Annotated in this window: 15 protein-coding genes; 13 read left to right on the top strand and 2 right to left on the bottom strand. The window is 58.2% G+C overall.

The genetic code is table 11. The features are described 5' to 3' along the window. The first annotated feature begins 9 nt into the window (after window positions 1-9). The 5 genes from mlaA (at window position 10) to WFN87_RS17180 (ending at window position 6,856) form a co-directional block, all read left to right on the top strand. A complete protein-coding gene (mlaA, locus tag WFN87_RS17200) occupies window positions 10-768 on the top strand; it encodes a phospholipid-binding lipoprotein MlaA (protein ID WP_008459669.1) in 759 nt (252 codons plus the stop codon). A gap of 166 nt (window positions 769-934) precedes the next feature. Then, window positions 935-2,899 carry a protease modulator HflK gene (gene hflK, locus WFN87_RS17195; protein ID WP_336983424.1) on the top strand — a complete coding sequence of 655 codons (1,965 nt, stop codon included), beginning with the start codon at window positions 935-937 and terminating at the stop codon, window positions 2,897-2,899. Beyond that, window positions 2,896-3,909, top strand: coding sequence for a protease modulator HflC (gene hflC, locus WFN87_RS17190; RefSeq protein WP_336983423.1), 1,014 nt, complete (start codon window positions 2,896-2,898; stop codon window positions 3,907-3,909). The genes hflK (WFN87_RS17195) and hflC overlap by 4 nt, the downstream gene beginning before the upstream one ends. Then, entirely contained in the window at window positions 3,906-4,958 is a 1,053-nt protein-coding gene (gene hflK, locus WFN87_RS17185) for a protease modulator HflK (RefSeq protein WP_336983422.1), read from the top strand. Before hflC ends, hflK (WFN87_RS17185) begins: the two co-directional genes overlap by 4 nt. Continuing rightward, the gene (locus WFN87_RS17180; protein ID WP_336983421.1) at window positions 4,955-6,856 is read left to right on the top strand and encodes a heavy metal translocating P-type ATPase; all 1,902 of its coding nucleotides are present in this window, start codon (window positions 4,955-4,957) and stop codon (window positions 6,854-6,856) included. The genes hflK (WFN87_RS17185) and WFN87_RS17180 overlap by 4 nt, the downstream gene beginning before the upstream one ends. Before the next feature lie 46 nt (window positions 6,857-6,902). Here WFN87_RS17180 and fadL read toward each other — a convergent pair whose 3' ends face one another. Next, the gene (gene fadL / locus WFN87_RS17175) at window positions 6,903-8,243 is read right to left on the bottom strand and encodes a long-chain fatty acid transporter FadL (RefSeq protein ID WP_166990856.1); all 1,341 of its coding nucleotides are present in this window, start codon (window positions 8,241-8,243) and stop codon (window positions 6,903-6,905) included. 377 nt (window positions 8,244-8,620) lie between these two features. On the opposite strand from fadL, the gene WFN87_RS17170 reads away from it, so the two are divergent. From WFN87_RS17170 to sixA, 4 genes are all read left to right on the top strand, one after another. Further along, window positions 8,621-8,905 carry a YfcZ/YiiS family protein gene (locus tag WFN87_RS17170; protein WP_008459678.1) on the top strand — a complete coding sequence of 95 codons (285 nt, stop codon included), beginning with the start codon at window positions 8,621-8,623 and terminating at the stop codon, window positions 8,903-8,905. A 179-nt stretch (window positions 8,906-9,084) separates the two neighbouring features. Continuing rightward, a complete protein-coding gene (fadI, locus tag WFN87_RS17165; protein WP_008459679.1) occupies window positions 9,085-10,395 on the top strand; it encodes an acetyl-CoA C-acyltransferase FadI in 1,311 nt (436 codons plus the stop codon). Then, complete coding sequence (gene fadJ / locus WFN87_RS17160; RefSeq protein WP_336983420.1) at window positions 10,395-12,560, top strand: fatty acid oxidation complex subunit alpha FadJ; 2,166 nt, start codon at window positions 10,395-10,397, stop codon at window positions 12,558-12,560. Before fadI ends, fadJ begins: the two co-directional genes overlap by 1 nt. Before the next feature lie 179 nt (window positions 12,561-12,739). After that, complete coding sequence (gene sixA, locus WFN87_RS17155) at window positions 12,740-13,228, top strand: phosphohistidine phosphatase SixA (RefSeq protein ID WP_008459681.1); 489 nt, start codon at window positions 12,740-12,742, stop codon at window positions 13,226-13,228. Window positions 13,229-13,404: 176 nt separating this feature from the next. On the opposite strand, the gene smrB is transcribed toward sixA, so the two are convergent. Then, on the bottom strand, window positions 13,405-13,956 hold the full coding sequence (smrB, locus tag WFN87_RS17150; RefSeq protein WP_008459682.1) for an endonuclease SmrB: 552 nt from the start codon (window positions 13,954-13,956) through the stop codon (window positions 13,405-13,407). A 180-nt stretch (window positions 13,957-14,136) separates the two neighbouring features. Between smrB and prmB the strand changes: the two genes are divergently transcribed. The 4 genes from prmB (at window position 14,137) to WFN87_RS17130 (ending at window position 17,864) form a co-directional block, all read left to right on the top strand. Then, on the top strand, window positions 14,137-15,069 hold the full coding sequence (prmB, locus tag WFN87_RS17145; protein WP_336983419.1) for a 50S ribosomal protein L3 N(5)-glutamine methyltransferase: 933 nt from the start codon (window positions 14,137-14,139) through the stop codon (window positions 15,067-15,069). An 82-nt stretch (window positions 15,070-15,151) separates the two neighbouring features. Then, the gene (gene aroC / locus WFN87_RS17140; protein ID WP_008459684.1) at window positions 15,152-16,237 is read left to right on the top strand and encodes a chorismate synthase; all 1,086 of its coding nucleotides are present in this window, start codon (window positions 15,152-15,154) and stop codon (window positions 16,235-16,237) included. Window positions 16,238-16,241: 4 nt separating this feature from the next. Continuing rightward, the gene (mepA, locus tag WFN87_RS17135; RefSeq protein ID WP_008459685.1) at window positions 16,242-17,066 is read left to right on the top strand and encodes a penicillin-insensitive murein endopeptidase; all 825 of its coding nucleotides are present in this window, start codon (window positions 16,242-16,244) and stop codon (window positions 17,064-17,066) included. Beyond that, entirely contained in the window at window positions 17,067-17,864 is a 798-nt protein-coding gene (locus WFN87_RS17130; RefSeq protein WP_008459687.1) for a sulfite exporter TauE/SafE family protein, read from the top strand. The last annotated feature ends 1 nt before the right edge of the window (window position 17,865 follow it).

Genomic DNA, 17,865 nt, shown 5'->3' with positions numbered 1-17,865 from the left:
GAGACGCTAATGAATTTCCGCCTGACCGGACTTGCTCTGGCAACAACGGTATTAGTGGGATGTGCCAGTTCTGGTAGCCAGCAGCCTCAGGGGCGTTCGGACCCGCTCGAAGGGTTCAACCGTTCAATGTTCAACTTCAACTACAACGTGCTGGACCCGTATGTATTACGTCCGGTGGCCGTAGCGTGGCGTGACTATGTGCCGGTGCCCGCGCGCAACGGCCTGAGCAACTTCACCAGCAACCTCGAAGAGCCCGCCACGATGGTGAACTACTTCGTGCAGGGCGACCCGTACCAGGGGATGGTGCACTTTACGCGCTTCTTCCTGAACACCCTGCTGGGGATGGGGGGCTTCATCGACGTGGCCGGGATGGCTAACCCTAAACTTCAGCGCGTCGAGCCTCACCGCTTCGGCAGCACGCTGGGCCATTACGACGTAGGCTACGGTCCTTATGTGATGTTACCGGGCTATGGCAGCTTCACGCTGCGCGAAGACGGCGGTGATTTTGTCGATACGCTGTATCCGGTGCTTTCCTGGCTGACCTGGCCGATGTCCATCGGTAAATGGGCGGTCGAAGGTGTCGAAACGCGCGCCCAGTTGCTGGATTCCGACGGCCTGCTGCGCCAGTCAGCCGATCCTTATATCACCGTGCGTGAAGCCTACTTCCAGCGCCATGACTTCCTGGCTAACGGCGGCCAGCTTAAGCCAGAGGCGAACCCGAACGCGGCGGCGATTCAGGATGACCTGAAAGATATCGACTCCCAGTAAGTGCTACCTGGATGTGAAAAAGCGAACATTGATGTTCGCTTTTTTATTGTCATAACACTGACATAAAATGACACATCTTTACTCGCCAGCATTTTGTGTTGGTATGTTATAAAATAACAACCCAAAAATACTGCGTAACTCTTGCGCACCTCACGCTTAAAACATCATGCCACCTACCCGGTTACCCGAAGCTGAACTGCTGCCTCAGGCGCTGCCCGCTCGCTATTCGCTGGCCGGCGCGCAGGCCCGACTCGCCGCGCGTGCGGTGTTCGCCTTAACCTTCTTGCTGTTTATGATGCTCCTGCTGGCGCTGACGGTCAGTATCCTGGAGCCAGATTCCCGCTGGGTCGCTTTACTCTGCAGCAATGCCGCAGCGCTTTTGTTATTGGTTGTTTCGCTGCACGCGACGCAGCGTATTTGCCAGTGGCGAAGCTTTAAGTTTTCCCCACCGATTGAGCCTTCGGTTCAGGAGGAAGAAGCGCCCAGGAATCCTCTTTTAAGCTGGCTTACGGGCCTGGTGCCGTTAAATTTTGCCCGGGCTGAAGCTTTGTTTAAGGCAGAAGGCATCTGGTCCGGGGCGCTTGCCGCGCTGGCGTTCTATATTGCGTTTTCTGGCTGGAGTAGCCGCTACGTTCCGCTGCTGGACAATAATAACCGCTGGATAGCTGTAGCGTGCCTGGCAGGATCCGTCTTTGTGCTGCTGGTGGCCGAACGGCATCTCAGTGCGGTATCGAAAGAAGCTTCCCCGGAAGCCGGGTCGATAGCGCCGCTGCTGCGCCTGGTGATGGCGGTACAGGTGCTGAGTTTACCGGGACTTGTCTGGCCACAGCTCAACAGTGCACTGGCGATAAACTTGCCCGCTGCGCTGGTACTGCTGGTTGCCGTCGAGTTTATGCTGCGCGGGCTGTTTTCTCTGTTCGCACCCCCCGGAGACGGCACGACAGAGCCCAGGCTTATCCCCAAAAGCCAGCTGGCCGCCCAGCTAACCTGGCCGCCGCGCCCGCTCGGGTTTTTACAGCAGGAGCTGCACCAGCGGTTTGGCATCGATCTTCGCCAGGTCTGGGCCTTCAGCGTCCTGAAGCGCGCGTTTATCCCGATGGTGACCCTGATGGTGATCTGCGGCTGGTTGTTGACCGGGCTGCAGCAAATCTCAGCCACCGAACGCGGCGTGTATGAGCGCTTTGGCCGCTCTGTGGCAGTGCTTGAGCCGGGGCTGCATCTGGGGCTGCCCTGGCCGTTTGGTCGGGTGCAGTTGACCGAAAATGGGCAGGTGCATGAGCTGGCTGCCGGGGAAGATCCAGCCAGCCAACCTCCTGTAAAACGCGCCGATGCCGAAGGCCCCGCGCCCGCCAGCGCCGACAGGCTTTGGGATGCCACCCACAACTTCGACAAAGCACAAATCATCGCCAGCCAGAGCGGGGATCGGCAAAGCCTGCATATCGTTAACAGCGACGTGCGCTTTATGTGGCGTATTGGCCTGACTGATAACGCCGCGCTGGCGGCAACCTACCGGGCAGTGAACCTGTCTGATCTGGTGCGCAGCACGGCAAATGAGGTGTTGGTACATCAGTTCTCGTCTTTAACGCTGGATGATGTCCTGAGCGAGCGGCGTGACGACCTGGCCGGGCAGATTAACCAGGCCGTGCAGCAGCAACTGGATAACCTGCACAGCGGCGTGGAAATCCTTTCTACCGTCGTGGAGGCGATTCATCCGCCTGCTGGGGCGGCCGACGCTTTTCATGGTGTACAGGCCGCGCAGATTGCCGCGCAGTCTCTGATTCTGAGAGAGCAGGGAAGTGCGGCAGAAAAAGCCGCGATTGCCGCGACCAATGCTGCAGTGCGCGAAAACACGGCGCAGGTTAATGCTACCGAAGCGCTAAGCGAAGCTCAGGCAACGGCCATCCGCTTTGCCGCGCAGAAGAATGCTTACCAGCAGGCAGGGCAGGTCTTTATCGACGAGCTTTGGTTTAAACAGCTTCAGCAGGCCCTCAGCGGCCGCCCATTATTGGTCATTGACCAGCGAATTGGTGCCGGTTCGCCGCCCACGCTCGATCTGCGTGATTTCCCTACTTCTACCGATGCGGCGCGGCGTGACGCGCCCGCTAAACCCGCACAGGAGCTTTCCCGGTGAGCCATTCCCACTCTCATGGACATCATGATCACCACCACGGCCACGGCTGCAGTCATGGCCACTCTTCCGCCCCGGAAGGGGGTAAAAAAGGCGCCTGGAAGCGTATTACCGCCGCCGTTGTTTTGGTCGTTATTCTGCTTGCGGCTGCGAGCCTGGTGCAGGTGAGATCCGGTGAATCACTGGTGATCACCCGTTTCGGCAAACCCGTCCGCGTGCTGCTGGAGCCGGGGCTTGCCTGGCGGCTGCCTGCCCCTTTTGAAACGGCAACGGTGGTGGATCTGCGCCTGCGGACGACGTCCAGCGGGCTGCAGGATGTCGGCACGCGCGATGGCCTGCGGATCATCGTTCAGTCCTACGCGGTATGGGAAGTGGACAGCACGCCTGAACACGTGCAGCGGTTTATGCGGGCGGTGCAAAACCAGCCGGATGAAGCGGCCCGGCAAATTCGCACCTACTTAGGCTCAGCGCTGGAAACCACCGCCAGCGGCTTCACGCTTTCTCAACTGGTGAACACCGACGGCAAGCAGGTTCAGCTGGCGGAGTTTGAATCGCATCTTCAGCAGCAAATCAGCCAGCCGCTGCTGCAAAGTTACGGCATCAGGCTGGTGCAGATGGGCACCGAACGCCTGACGTTGCCGGCCGTGACGCTCAACGCCACGGTTGACCGTATGCGAGCAGAGCGTGAAACCATTGCGATTGAGCGCACGGCGGAAGGTAAGCGCGCGGCGGCAGAGATTCGTTCCGCCGCCGACCGCGATGCCCGCATCACCGAAGCTCAGGCCTCAGTGAAAGCGGCGGATATCGAAGCCCAGGCCCAGGTACAAACGGCGTCCATTTACGGTAAAGCTTATGCCAGCGCCCCGCAGCTTTATAGCCTGCTGCGCCAGATTGACGCGCTTAGCGGCATGGTGAATGCGCAAACCCGACTGGTGCTGCGTACCGATGCCAAACCGTTCAGCCTGCTGGTTGACGGGCCGAAAATGGATAAAGCGGCGGATAAAAAACCATGACTGAACGGCAAAAACTTGAGCCCGGTGGGCCGTGGACGCAGTCGATTCGGCTGGCGTTTATCGCGATCTTTGTGCTGACGCTGTTTGCCGCCGGGGCGTGGTTGCTGTCGAATGTCCGGCAAATTCCGCCGGGCAGCAGGGCCGTGGTGCTGCGCTTCGGCGCTGAGCAGCGCGTAGCCGAGCCTGGCTTGCTGCTTGCCTGGCCCGCGCCGGTAAATGAAGTAGTGATGGTGCCAGGACCGGATCGGGTGATTGAACACCGGGTGACCGCGCTGCTGCGCTCGTCCGAAGCGCAAAGCCTGGATATCAACGGTGGCCCCGGCAATGATGCTGTTTCGGGCTCTGGTTTCTTGCTCACCGGTGATGCGGGCGTTGTGCAACTGGATATTAGCGTATTTTATCGGGTCAGAACGCCAACCGCTTATGTGTTACAGGACAAGCATGTCCTGCCGCTGCTGGACCGGCTGGTCGAGCGCGCGGCGGTCGCGGTTTGTGCTTCCCGCGATCTGGATACCATTCTGGTTGCCCGGCCCGAAATGCCCGGCAACGATATGAACGTGGCGCAGCAGCGCGAACAGCTGCGGAGCGACGTGCAGCGGAATATCGAACAGAATTTGCTGCGGCTTCAGCAGTCGGGGAGCGATGCGGGGATTACTCTTGAGCGGGTGACCGTGCAGTCTGCTTTACCGCTGACGACCGTGGCGGCATTCAATGCGGTCTTAACCGCCAGCCAGCAGGCCTCGAAAGCGATCGCGACGGCGCAAAGCGATGCCTCATTAACGCGGCAAAAGGCGGTTCAACAGGCCGACCAGATGCTGCAAACTGCCCAGGCAAAAGCGCAGGAGAGCGTGGCGAAGGCGCAGTCGGACACGGCGACAATTGCCCGTCTGGCCAGCAACCATGACGATCCTGATTTGCTGGGACGTATTTATCGCCAGCGAATAGCCGGGATCCTGTCCCTGGCCGGGTCGGTAATCACCGTGTCGCCGCAGGATGATGCGCATTTGATCCTGCAGGGTGTAGCGCAACAAGAGCCGACGAAACCATGACTTCTTCTGTACAAGCCGGTGGGGCGCTGACCCGCCAGGAGCAGCGGCATATTACCCGCCAGTTGATGCTGGCGCTGGTGGCCAGCGGGGCGCTGATTCTGGGGCTGCTTTGGCGGTGGCTGGCGCCTCAGCAGGTTGCCGTTGGCGATTTACTTTTGGGCGCAGCCTCGGTTGTTGTGGCTGTTCCGGTGCTGCGTCACGCGCTGCATAGCCTGCGCTACCCCAGCCTGCACGGATTGACCGACCAGCTTATCGCGCTGGCATTGCTGGGTGCCTGGGCGACCGGGGATCTTCTGACCGCCGCGCTGCTGCCGCTGATCATGATCGTCGGGCATATTCTCGAAGAGCGCAGCGTGATTGGGTCGCAGGAAGCTATTGCCGCGCTGAGCAAACTCACGCGCAGCCGGGCGCGGCGCTTAAGCGCGGACGGTGAATTACAGGATATTGACAACCACGATCTCGAACCTGGCGATGTGGTTGAAGTGCGTGCCGGGGACCATATTCCTGCCGACGGCCTGGTGCTGGAAGGCAAAGCCAGCCTGGACACGGCACCGATTACCGGGGAGTCCGTACCGCAGGAAGTTGTGCCGGGTGCGGAAGTTTTTGGCGGGGCGATAAATCTGGATGGTCTGCTGCGCATCCGGGTTACGCGTACCGGAGAGACCTCGACGCTGGGGCGCGTGATCGCCCTGATGCAAAGCGCGGAACAGGCAAGCCCGCCGATAACGCGTTTGCTCGAGCGCCACGCGGCGCGTTATTTGCTTTTGGTGCTGATGATTGCCGCCAGCACCTGGTTCCTGACGCAGGATGCCCAGGCGATGCTGGCCGTCCTGGTGGCAGCCTGTCCCTGCGCGCTTGTGCTTTCCGCCCCGGCATCATCTATTGCCGGGCTGACGGTGGCCGCCCGCCACGGCATTTTAATTCGCGGCGCGGCCTTTCTTGAGGAGCTGGCGGAGATCAACGCCGTGGTGGTCGACAAGACCGGCACGCTAACGCACGGCAGGCTACACCTGCAGGCCGTGGCGCCTTATGGCGACACCGATCCCACTTTGCTGCAAACCCTGGCGGCCAGCCTGGGCGCGACCAGCAATCACCCGGTCAGCCGCGCGGTAAGCGAGATTGTTTCGCGGGAAGCCTGGCTGCCTCTCGAAAATGTGCGTGAGCATCAGGGGCTAGGCGTTTCCGCCTCTACACCGCAGGGAGAAGCGGTGCTTGGCAGGCGTGAGCTGTTAGCCTCCACTCTGAGCGACTTACCTGCAGCCCCTGAGCACGATGGCCCGATTGTCGGGCTGGCGCTGGATGGCCGTTTTCTTGGCTGGCTGCTGCTGGCTGATAGTCTGCGAAGTGAGGCGGCAACGGCGATGGCCGAGCTGCGCGATCTTGGGCTAAACCGACAGCTTTTACTGACCGGCGATCGCCAGTCGGTTGCGGACAAAATTGCGCACCAGGTGGGGATCGCTGACGTAGTGGCCGGGGCGCTGCCCGCGGATAAACTGGCGCAGGTAAAACGGCAAATCGACAGCGGCTACCGGCCTATGGTTATCGGCGATGGTATCAACGATTCGCTGGCACTAAAGGCTGGCGTGGTGGGCGTGGCAATGGGGGCCGGTGGGTCCGACATCGCGATGTCTTCGGCGGATATTGTCTTGATCGGCAGCGATCTTCGCCGGCTGGGCACCTGCGTGCGCCTGAGCCGCTGTTGCCGACGGACTTTGCAGGTCAACGTATTTATCGGCCTGGGCTGGACGCTGGCCATTGTCGCGGTGGCGGCTTTTGGCTGGCTTGGCGCTTCTGGCGCAGTTATCGCTGCGCTGTTGCATAATCTCAGCACGCTGCTGGTGCTCGGCAATGCGGGAAGATTACTGCGGTTTGAAGAGAAGCTAAACGAGCAGGCATAAAAAAAGCGCCTTCTGATGAAGGCGCTTTACTTTTCGGGGCAGTAACTTAGAACGCGTAGTTGAAGTTAGCGCCGTACAGCCAGGCTTTACCTTCAGATTTGAAGGAGTACGGGTACTCTTCAATGTTCACTTTCTGACCGTGCATGTAGGAAACGCCTACGTCCACAGACGCGTCTTTGTTGAACGCATAGGTGGTACCGGCGCTCAGCCACAGGCGGTCCTGGTCCGGAATGGAGATAGAACGCTTGTTAGCCGGCACCGGGCTGTCATCGAACGCGATACCGGTACGGAACGTCCAGTTGTCGTCCATATAGTAGGTGGTACCCAGCGCGATGCGGTAAGCATCCCGGAAGCCTTCATCTTTATAGAACAGCTTCTGGCCGTTGCTGTCTTTCGCTTTCAGCTCCTGGAACTGGCTCCAGCTGGTGTAGGTCAGGCTATAGTGGATGGCCCATTTTGGTGCCACTTTGTTATAACCGGACAGTTCCCACATCTCAGGCAGATACAGGTTCAGAGAGCCAGGAATAGTCGCGCCGCCCGTGCCGACAGGAATGTTGTTTGCGGACAGGATACCGGAGAGTGCCGGTGGCAAAGCACTTGATGGTGGCAGGCTGCTCTTATAGTCGCCGTCGAAGTCAATTTTCACTTCAGAGCGGTAGGTGAAGCCGTAGCGGTTGTCTTTATCAATTTCATACAGGATCCCGGCGTTCCAGCCGAAGCCCCATTTGTCACCCTTCAGATGGGCGATTTGGGTATCTGCAGGGATAGATCCGAGCAGACCTTTATAAGCTGCTGGAACTTTTGGATTTGCCGCCAGAATTTGTGGCAGATCGCCCGCATAGCGCTCAATCTTCGCTTTAGCATAAACCGCGTCGAAACCGAGGCCGAAGCTCCAGTTGCTGTTCAGGCGGTAGGCGCCGCTCAGGTTCATGTTCAGGGTCGTCAGGTCGGTGGTACCGCCCATCGAGCCTGCTGCGTAGCTGTCATTATACTCGGTGGCCAGGCCGTAGTTAGAGGTAACGGACGCACCCCAGCCAAACTGGTCGTTGATCGGCGCCACAAAGTGCAGGTTAGGGACCCATGCGGTTGGCGCGATGTTTTTCGCATCCAGGCTTTTGCCTGACGGCGAACGGCCGGAGATATCAACGTCCGGGTCAACGAAGATAGCACCAGCGGAGAAAGAAGGGCGATCGAACATCATGATGGTAGCGGGGTTGCGGCTTGCTGAACCCGCATTATCCGCAACTGCACCTTCCCCCGAATACGCTCGGCCAAGGCCAGAGGAAGAGAACTCGTTTAATTGAAAGCCGGCGGCGTACGCCTGGGAGGAGACTATTGCCACTGCAACCGCGAGGGCTGACTTTGTAAACAGGTTTTTCTGGCTCATGACCAAAACCTCATTGATTTATTTTTATGCAAACAATGTTACATACCGTAACAGGAGCGCGAATAGTAGGGACTGATCGGGTACAGAGAAATCAGACCAGTGGCGAGAGTATAGGTCTGACCAGCGAGGATGTTGCAAGTTTGTTTCTAAAGTTTTTCATGTTTGATCTTGAAAACGGGATCTGAGTGGCAAAATTGGGGGGAACTTCTCATCAAAGCGGGGATGTTATTTGTTTTAGATCATTTTTAAGTGTGATTTCCGTCACTTGTCGGTTTTGTGAGGATTATCAACTGGAGCAGATGCAACGGCGGGCGTAAAATAGCCACAATTATTTTAACCATTCTCCTATTTTAAGCCGCATTACAGAGGAAAGCGTGATGAGTAAAAATACCGCCGATGAAACCCCGGTTTGCTGCTGCATTGATGTCGGTTCTATTATCGACAACACAGATTGCATCGCCTCCTACAGCCGTGTATTTACTAGCAAAACAGAAGCCGATGAAGTGCTGGCTGCGTTAACGGCTAAAGCCCGTGACGTTGAGTCTGAACCTTGCCAGATTACACCGCGCTACACCGAAGTCGCCGACGGCGTGCAGCTGGATATCGATTTCCAGTTTAGCTGCCAGGCTGAAACGATGATTTTCCAGCTCGGCCTGCGTTAAATTCCCGCTCTCTAATTCCCCCGTGTAAAGCGGGGGCGTTCATTTCGTTATGTAATAATTCGTGTCGCTTCTCCCATTTTTCTCGCCCGCTGGTTGGCTGGATGTGAATTTTTAGTTAAGACTGTGATCAGGTCAGACCACTTTTTGTCTGTATTCACTTTTTTTAGCAGGGGAGCGTTATGAGTCAGGCACTGCCGTTGATTACCCGCCAGGGCGATCGTATTGCCATTGTCAGTGGTTTACGCACGCCGTTTGCCCGTCAGGCCACGGCTTTTCATGGTATTCCCGCCGTCGATCTCGGCAATATGGTGGTGAGCGAGCTGATGGCCCGCAGCGAAGTGCCGCCCGAGGCGATTGAGCAACTGGTCTTTGGCCAGGTGGTACAAATGCCGGAAGCGCCAAACATTGCCCGTGAAATCGTGCTGGCGACCGGCATGAGCGTCCATACCGATGCCTACAGCGTCAGCCGTGCCTGCGCCACAAGTTTCCAGGCCGTTGCAAACGTAGCCGAAAGTTTGATGGCCGGCACCATTCGCGCCGGGATTGCAGGTGGCGCAGATTCTTCTTCCGTGCTGCCTATTGGCGTCAGCAAAAAGCTGGGCCGTACGCTGGTGGACGTGAACAAAGCGCGCACGCTTGGGCAGCGGCTGAAACTGTTTTCCAAATTACGTCCTCGCGATCTTTTGCCAGTTCCTCCCGCCGTGGCTGAATATTCTACCGGTCTGCGTATGGGGGATACCGCTGAGCAGATGGCGAAAACTCACGGCATCACTCGCGAACAGCAGGACGCGCTGGCACATCGTTCCCACGAGCGTGCCGCCCAGGCCTGGCAGGAAGGAAAGCTGGCCGATGAAGTGATGACGGCGTTTATTCCTCCCTATCGTCAGCCGTTCGCTGAAGATAACAACGTGCGTAAAGGCTCCAGCCTCGCCGATTATGCAAAACTCCGTCCGGCGTTTGACCGCAAGCACGGCACCGTGACCGCGGCTAACAGTACGCCGCTGACGGACGGCGCTGCGGCCGTGATCCTGATGACCGAATCCCGGGCAAAAGAGCTTGGCCTCAAGCCGCTCGGTTTCCTGCGCAGCTACGCGTTCACCGCCATTGATGTCTGGCAGGATATGCTGCTTGGCCCGGCGTGGGCGACGCCGCTGGCGCTTGAGCGCGCGGGCATTACGCTGAATGATTTGACCCTGTTTGATATGCACGAAGCCTTTGCCGCGCAGACGTTAGCCAACCTGAAAATGCTTTCTAGTGAAAACTTTGCCCGCAATGTGCTGGGCCGGGCTCACGCCACGGGCGAAGTCGATGACGCGAAATTTAACGTGCTGGGAGGGTCGATCGCCTACGGGCATCCGTTTGCGGCGACGGGCGCAAGGATGATTACCCAGACGCTGCATGAACTGCGTCGCCGCGGGGGAGGCTTTGGCCTCGTTACCGCGTGTGCGGCCGGTGGGCTTGGTGCGGCAATGGTTCTGGAGGTGGAGTGATGGCACAGCAAGGCGCATTCGATTTACACATCCGACTGGATAACGTTGCCGTAGTGACCATCGACGTTCCGGGCGAAAAAATGAATACCCTGAAGGCCGAATTTGGGGCGCAGGTACACAGCATTATAAAAAAACTGCGCGACAACCCGAGCGTGCAGGGGCTGGTATTTATCTCCGGCAAGCCGGACAACTTTATCGCCGGGGCCGACATCAACATGATAGGCGGCTGCAAAACGGCTGCAGAAGCGCAAGAGCTGGCGCGACAGGGGCAGCAGATCATGGCAGAAATCGCCGCGCTGCCGATCCCGGTGGTGGCCGCGATTCACGGCGCCTGCCTGGGCGGCGGCCTGGAGATGGCGCTTGCCTGCCATGTCCGCATCTGTACCGATTCACCTAAAACGCTGCTTGGCCTGCCGGAAGTGCAACTGGGCCTGCTGCCGGGCTCGGGCGGCACTCAGCGTTTACCTCGCCTGATAGGCGTCAGCAATGCGCTGGACATGATTTTGACCGGCAAGCAGCTGCGCCCGCGTCAGGCCCTGAAGCTGGGGCTGGTGGATGACGTGGTGCCCGAATCTATTTTGCTTGAGGCCGCTGTTGAGCTGGCGCTTAAAGGGCGGAAACCTTCGCGTGAACTGCCGGTAAAAGAACGCGTACTCGCCGGGCCGCTGGGGCGCTCGCTCTTGTTCAGCATGGTCAGCAAGAAGACCGAAGAGAAGACGCAGGGCAATTACCCGGCAACGGGCCGCATTATCCAGGTTATCCGCACCGGGCTGGAGCAAGGGAGCAAAAGCGGCTATGAGGCCGAAGCCAAAGCGTTTGGTGAGCTGGCCATGTCTCCCGAATCTGCCGCTTTGCGCGGCCTGTTCTTTGCCAGTACGGAGCTGAAAAAAGAGTATGGCGGTGAAGCAAAGCCCGGCAAACTAAATTCTGTCGGCGTGCTGGGGGGGGGATTAATGGGCGGCGGGATCGCCTATGTGACGGCCACCAAAGGCAAGCTTCCGGTGCGCATTAAGGACATTAACAACGAAGGCATTAACCACGCGCTGAAATACAGCTGGGATCTGCTGGAGAAGAAAGTCCGTCGCCGCCATATGAAGCCTGCTGAGCGCCAGCGCGAACTGGCACGTATCTCCGTTGGAACCGATTACCACGGCTTTAGCCAGCGAGATATCGTGGTGGAAGCCGTGTTTGAAGATCTGGCGCTGAAGCAAAAAATGGTGGCTGAGGTTGAACAGTATACTGCACCGCACACCGTTTTTGCCTCGAATACTTCTTCGCTGCCGATTGCCGATATTGCCGCTCAGGCAGCGCGCCCGCAGCAGGTTATTGGCCTGCATTTCTTCAGCCCTGTAGACAAAATGCCGCTGGTCGAAGTGATTCCTCATGCAGGGACTAGCGCGGAAACCATTTCCACGACCGTGCAGTTGGCGAAAAAACAGGGCAAAACGCCGATTGTGGTAGGCGACAGCGCCGGGTTTTACGTCAATCGCATTCTGGCGCCTTATGTTAATGAAGCGCTGCGCTGCCTCACGGAAGGTGAGCCGATCGAGCGTATTGACGATGCGCTGGTGAAGTTCGGTTTTCCGGTGGGGCCGGTACAATTGCTGGATGAGGTTGGGATAGACGTCGGCACGAAGATTATCCCGATTCTGCAGCAGGCTTTCGGCGATCGCTTTGCCGCGCCTGATACCGTGGATGCAATCTTGAAGGACGATCGCAAAGGAAGAAAAAATGGTCGCGGTTTCTATCTTTATCCTGCAAAAGGGCGTAAAAGCAAGAAACAGCCTGACACAGCGATTTACACGCTATTAGGCGTGACGCCGAACGGGCGTCAGACCCCGGAACACATCGCCGAGCGCTGCGTCATGATGATGCTCAACGAGGCCGCTCGCTGCCTCGATGAGGGTGTGGTCAGAAGCGCACGTGATGGCGATATTGGCGGCGTTTTCGGCATTGGTTTTCCGCCGTTTTTAGGCGGGCCGTTCAGGTATATGGACAGCCTGGGGGCCGCCGATGTGGTGGCAAAATTACAGCGTTTAGCGAGCCAGTACGGGGAGCGGTTCAGCCCCTGTGAAAGGCTGATTATTATGGCTGAACAACACCTTAGTTTCTGGCCCGCGTTGACGTCGCAGCCGGTGACCGAGCTTGACGAAGCGCTGAGCTAAAACCGGTAAATGTACGCTGCAAGGTCATTTTGTAAACAGATATTGACTATACTTGCAGCATTGAGGTAAAAGACAGCGTTTCATTCGATGTACGGATAAGGCACAATGCCCGGCTGCCGTGAACCCCACTTTTTCAGCGTGCGGGTTCAGGCGTTCCTGGTTAACAAAAGCGGTGCAATATGCAAGTTTTTATCATGCGTCACGGCGACGCAGCACTCGATGCTGCCAGCGACTCGGTTCGTCCCTTAACCCAATGTGGGTGTGATGAATCCCGTCTGATGGCGACCTGGTTAACGGGTCAAGTGGCAAGTATCGAACGTGTTCTGGTGAGCCCTTACCTGCGAGCTGAACAGACCCTGGACGTGGTGCGGGAAGCGCTGAACCTCCCGGAAAAAGAAGACATCCTGCCAGAGCTGCGGCCCTGCGGTGATGTAGGCCTGGTGGGGGATTACCTGCTGGCGCTGGCAAGTCAAGGTGTTGAATCTGCGCTGGTGGTTTCCCACCTGCCGCTCGTGGGTTATCTGGTTTCCGAGCTTTGCCCGGAAGAGGCTCCGCCGATGTTTACGACTTCGGCCATTGCCAACGTCACGCTGGACCCGGATTCCGGTAAAGGTGTGTTTAACTGGCAGATGAGCCCCTGCAACTTCAAGGTGGCTAAGGCTATCTGATTGCTGTGAGCATGAAAAAAAGAGTCGCGAACGCGGCTCTTTTTGCTTTTAAGGTGCTCAGGATTTTCCCCCTCACCCTAACCCTCTCCCCAAAGGGGCGAGGGGACTGCTCCCGATCGTTTTCCCCCTCCCCCTATGGGAGAGGGCCGGGGTGAGGGGAATCCCTTGCGCTGAGCTTATGGCAGCTCCGGCGGCTGCCACTCCTCAATCTCAATCAGCACCAGCAGCGCGGCATCGCCGCCGTACTCTTTCGGTGCCTGATGAAACGCCACAATATGCGGATGCTGCGCCAGCCAGAGCGGCGTTTGCTGCTTTAGGACGTGTTTACCGTGGCCGTGCATCACGCAGGCACAAAAAACATGCTCGCGGCGGCAGGCGGCTATCAGCGCGCCCAGCTCCTGTTTGGCCTGAAGCTGGGTCAGACCGTGCAAATCAAGAAATAGCTCCGGAGAATAATCCCCGCGACGCAGTTTCTTCAGTTCAAAATGACTCACGCCTTCGCGCACGTAGCGCATTGGCCCTTCGGTCGCCAGGCGTGGCTGAAACTCATCGGAAAAATAGTGGCTGGCATCAGCCTGCTCCTGCAGCAGACGCTTCACGGGCACTTCCGTTATTTTCTTGCGCACCGGGCGGTGGACAATCGTGTCCTGAGCCAGTTTTTTCGTGCCGCCCATCAGGCCGCGAAACAGCGCCTCATCTTCGGAACTGAGCGGTGATTTTTTTTTCATGTTTCTCTCATCTCTCATCTCGCATTCGCTTTGCGGCCAGTTTACCTGCTTTACCCGGCAGCAATAAAGAAAACGCAAATTTCGCGGCTTCCCGGCGTCGATGAATGCTGATTTGTCGCCTCCTTCATGGCAAACTAGCCGATTATTATTGAACTAGCGTGAGTCGCCTGCGGAGGGCACGTGGATAAAATTTTCGTCGATGAGGCAGTAAACGAGCTGCATACCATTCAGGACATGCTGCGCTGGTCGGTCAGCCGCTTTAGCGCCGCCAACATCTGGTATGGGCACGGCACCGACAATCCATGGGATGAAGCCGTTCAGCTGGTTCTGCCAAGTCTGTACCTGCCGCTGGATATTCCTGAAGACATGCGCACCGCGCGTCTGACCCCAAGCGAGCGTCACCGCATCGTCGAACGCGTGATTCGCCGCGTCAACGAACGTATTCCGGTTGCCTACCTGACCAATAAAGCCTGGTTCTGCGGCCACGAGTTCTACGTGGACGAACGTGTACTGGTGCCGCGCTCGCCGATTGGAGAGCTGATTAACAACCGCTTTGCCGGGATGCTCGACCACGAGCCGCAGCACATTCTGGATATGTGCACCGGCAGCGGCTGCATCGGGATTGCCTGCGCCTATGAATTCCCGAATGCGGAAGTGGATATTGTTGATATTTCCCCTGACGCTATCGCCGTGGCCGAGCAGAACATTGCCGAGCACGGCCTGGACCACAACGTCACGCCGATCCGCTCTGACCTGTTCCGCGACCTGCCTAAAGTGCAGTACGACGTGATTGTGACGAACCCGCCGTATGTTGATGAAGAAGACATGGCGGATCTGCCGGGCGAATACCACTTCGAACCTGAGCTGGGCCTGGCGGCCGGCAGCGATGGTCTGAAGCTGGCTCGTCGTATTCTTGGCTGCGCGCCGGATTACCTGGCCGACGGCGGGATCCTGATTTGTGAAGTGGGGAACAGCATGGTACACCTGATGGAACAGTACCCGGAGGTGCCGTTCACCTGGCTTGAGTTCGACAACGGCGGCGACGGCGTATTTATGCTGACTAAAGCGCAGCTGATTGACGCTCGCGAGTACTTCAGTATCTACAAAGATTAATTGCCGAACGTAGACGAGCCTTCGGGCTCGTTTTACTTCCCGCGCACAACACAATAACTAGAACGGTGATTAAGGAGCCGTGATGGCTGGTAACAGTATTGGACAGGTTTTTCGCGTAACGACATTTGGTGAATCTCACGGCATCGCGCTGGGCTGCATTGTTGACGGCGTCCCGCCGGGCATCCCGCTGACGGAGGCCGACCTGCAGCACGATCTCGATCGCCGCCGTCCGGGCACCTCGCGCTACACCACTCAACGCCGTGAGCCTGACCAGGTCAAAATTCTCTCCGGCGTGTTTGAAGGCGTGACGACCGGCACGAGCATTGGACTGCTGATTGAAAATACCGATCAGCGTTCCCAGGATTACAGCGCCATCAAAGACGTGTTCCGTCCGGGACACGCGGATTACACCTACGAACAAAAATACGGCCTGCGCGACTACCGCGGCGGCGGCCGTTCTTCTGCCCGTGAAACCGCCATGCGCGTTGCAGCGGGCGCCATTGCCAAGAAATACCTTGAGCAGAAGTTCGGCATTAAAATTCGCGGCTGCCTGACGCAGATGGGCGATATTCCGCTGGAAATCAAAGACTGGGATCAGGTTGAGCAGAACCCGTTCTTCTGCCCGGATCCGGATAAAATCGACGCGCTGGACGAGCTGATGCGAGGCCTGAAAAAAGAGGGCGACTCCATCGGCGCGAAAGTGACCGTTGTGGCTGACAACGTGCCGCCGGGCCTCGGTGAGCCGGTCTTTGACCGCCTGGACGCAGACATTGCCCACGCGCTGATGAGTATCAACGCGGTGAAAGGCGTGGAAATTGGCGAAGGCTTCGGCGTGGTGAACCTGCGCGGCAGCCAGAACCGGGATGAAATCACCCAGCAAGGCTTCCAGAGCAACCACGCGGGCGGCATTCTGGGCGGCATCAGCAGCGGTCAGCAGATCGTGGCTAACATGGCCCTGAAACCAACTTCCAGCATTACCGTGCCGGGCAAAACCATTAATCGCGAAGGCGAAGAAGTGGAGATGATCACCCGCGGGCGTCACGATCCTTGCGTGGGGATCCGCGCTGTGCCGATCGCAGAAGCAATGCTGGCTATCGTGCTGATGGATCACCTGCTGCGCCAGCGCGCTCAGAACGCTGACGTTTCTTCCCCGCTGCCTCGCTGGTAAGACGATGAACAAACTCCTGATCGGGATGCTGGCGCTGGCCGCCAGCGCCCAGGCTCTAGCGGCGACGCCGTGGCAAAAAATCGACCACCCGATTGCCGGTAGCGCGCAGTCTATTGGCGCGTTTTCCAACGGCTGCATCGTCGGGGCTCACGCGTTGCCGCTTGAGGACGCCCGCTACCAGGTGATGCGCCCGGATCAGCGTCGCTACTTTGGTCATCCCGATCTGGTGATGTTTATTCAGCGCCTGAGTAATCAGGTAAATCAGCTCGGCCTGGGGACAGTGTTGATTGGTGACATGGGCATGGCGGCAGGCGGGCGTTTTAGCTCCGGCCACGCCAGCCATCAGACCGGGCTTGATGTCGACATTTTCCTGCAACTGCCAAAAACTCGCTGGACGTCGGCGCAATTGCTGCGCCCTCAGGCTTTGGATTTGGTTGCTGCCGACGGCAAGCGCGTGGTGCCTTCGCTGTGGAAACCGGAAATCGACAGCCTGATTAAGCTCGCGGCTAAAGATAACGAGGTGACGCGCATCTTCGTGAACCCGGCTATTAAGCAGCGGCTTTGCGAAGATGCGGGCGCTGACCGCGACTGGCTGCGTAAGGTGCGCCCGTGGTTTGCCCACCGCGCCCACATGCACGTTCGCCTGCGCTGCCCGGCTAACAGCCTTGAGTGTGAGGATCAGCCTCTGCCTCCTCCGGGAGACGGCTGCGGGGCCGAGCTGCAAAGCTGGTTCGCGCCGCCTGCACCAGGCAGCACGCCGCCGAAAAAGACAACGCCACCGCCGCTACCCGCCTCCTGTCAGGCATTACTGGATGAGCACGCTCTGTAAATGGAATGGTTTATGGTTTCCCCGCTGCTGCTGCTGGCGCTGTTTTTTGTCGCCATGCTGGCCGGGTTTATTGATGCCCTTGCGGGCGGCGGCGGGTTACTGACGGTCCCTGCTTTGCTGGCGGTAGGCATGTCTCCGGCTCAGGCCCTGGCAACCAACAAGCTACAGGCCTGCGGCGGCTCGGTTTCAGCCTCTCTCTATTTCATTCGCCGCAAGGTGGTCAGCCTTGCCGATCAGAAGCTCAATATTCTGATGACCTTTATCGGCTCTACCTGCGGCGCATTGCTGGTGCAGCACGTGAAGTCCGATATTTTGCGCCAGATCCTGCCGCTGCTGATTATCGGCATCGGGCTCTATTTCCTGCTGATGCCAAAGCTCGGGGAAGAAGACCGGCAGCGCCGCCTGCACGGTTTGCCGTTCGCGTTAATTGCCGGGGGCTGCGTCGGTTTTTATGATGGCTTCTTTGGCCCCGGCGCCGGGTCGTTTTACGCGCTGGCCTTTGTGACGCTTTGCGGCTTCAACCTCGCCAAATCCACCGCCCACGCGAAAGTCCTGAACGCCACCTCCAATCTTGGCGGGCTGCTGCTGTTTATCATCGGCGGCAAGGTGATTTGGGGCACCGGCTTTGTGATGATGGCCGGGCAATTTTTAGGGGCGAGGGCGGGTTCGCGCCTCGTCTTAAGTAAAGGGCAGCAGCTGATTCGCCCAATGATTGTCGTTGTTTCGGCGGTAATGAGCGCCAAGCTGCTGTATGACAGCCACGGACCGGAAATTCTCCATTGGTTAGGGATAGCCTGAA

Origin of the sequence: Cedecea sp. AS113 (assembly GCF_037152415.1) — a bacterium.
In the GTDB taxonomy this organism is placed as follows: Bacteria; Pseudomonadota; Gammaproteobacteria; order Enterobacterales; family Enterobacteriaceae; genus Cedecea.
This window is presented reverse-complemented; position numbering and strand designations above follow the sequence as displayed.

What these genes read in the sequence shown, in the direction of transcription:
- mlaA (WP_008459669.1), top strand. Translation starts at nt 10, where the DNA reads ATGAATTTCCGCCTGACCGGACTTGCTCTGGCAACAACGGTATTAGTG.
- hflK (WP_336983424.1), top strand. Translation starts at nt 935, where the DNA reads ATGCCACCTACCCGGTTACCCGAAGCTGAACTGCTGCCTCAGGCGCTG.
- hflK (WP_336983422.1), top strand. Translation starts at nt 3,906, where the DNA reads ATGACTGAACGGCAAAAACTTGAGCCCGGTGGGCCGTGGACGCAGTCG.
- WFN87_RS17180 (WP_336983421.1), top strand. Translation starts at nt 4,955, where the DNA reads ATGACTTCTTCTGTACAAGCCGGTGGGGCGCTGACCCGCCAGGAGCAG.
- fadL (WP_166990856.1), bottom strand. Translation starts at nt 8,243, where the DNA reads ATGAGCCAGAAAAACCTGTTTACAAAGTCAGCCCTCGCGGTTGCAGTG.
- WFN87_RS17170 (WP_008459678.1), top strand. Translation starts at nt 8,621, where the DNA reads ATGAGTAAAAATACCGCCGATGAAACCCCGGTTTGCTGCTGCATTGAT.
- fadI (WP_008459679.1), top strand. Translation starts at nt 9,085, where the DNA reads ATGAGTCAGGCACTGCCGTTGATTACCCGCCAGGGCGATCGTATTGCC.
- fadJ (WP_336983420.1), top strand. Translation starts at nt 10,395, where the DNA reads ATGGCACAGCAAGGCGCATTCGATTTACACATCCGACTGGATAACGTT.
- sixA (WP_008459681.1), top strand. Translation starts at nt 12,740, where the DNA reads ATGCAAGTTTTTATCATGCGTCACGGCGACGCAGCACTCGATGCTGCC.
- smrB (WP_008459682.1), bottom strand. Translation starts at nt 13,956, where the DNA reads ATGAAAAAAAAATCACCGCTCAGTTCCGAAGATGAGGCGCTGTTTCGC.
- aroC (WP_008459684.1), top strand. Translation starts at nt 15,152, where the DNA reads ATGGCTGGTAACAGTATTGGACAGGTTTTTCGCGTAACGACATTTGGT.
- mepA (WP_008459685.1), top strand. Translation starts at nt 16,242, where the DNA reads ATGAACAAACTCCTGATCGGGATGCTGGCGCTGGCCGCCAGCGCCCAG.
- WFN87_RS17130 (WP_008459687.1), top strand. Translation starts at nt 17,067, where the DNA reads ATGGAATGGTTTATGGTTTCCCCGCTGCTGCTGCTGGCGCTGTTTTTT.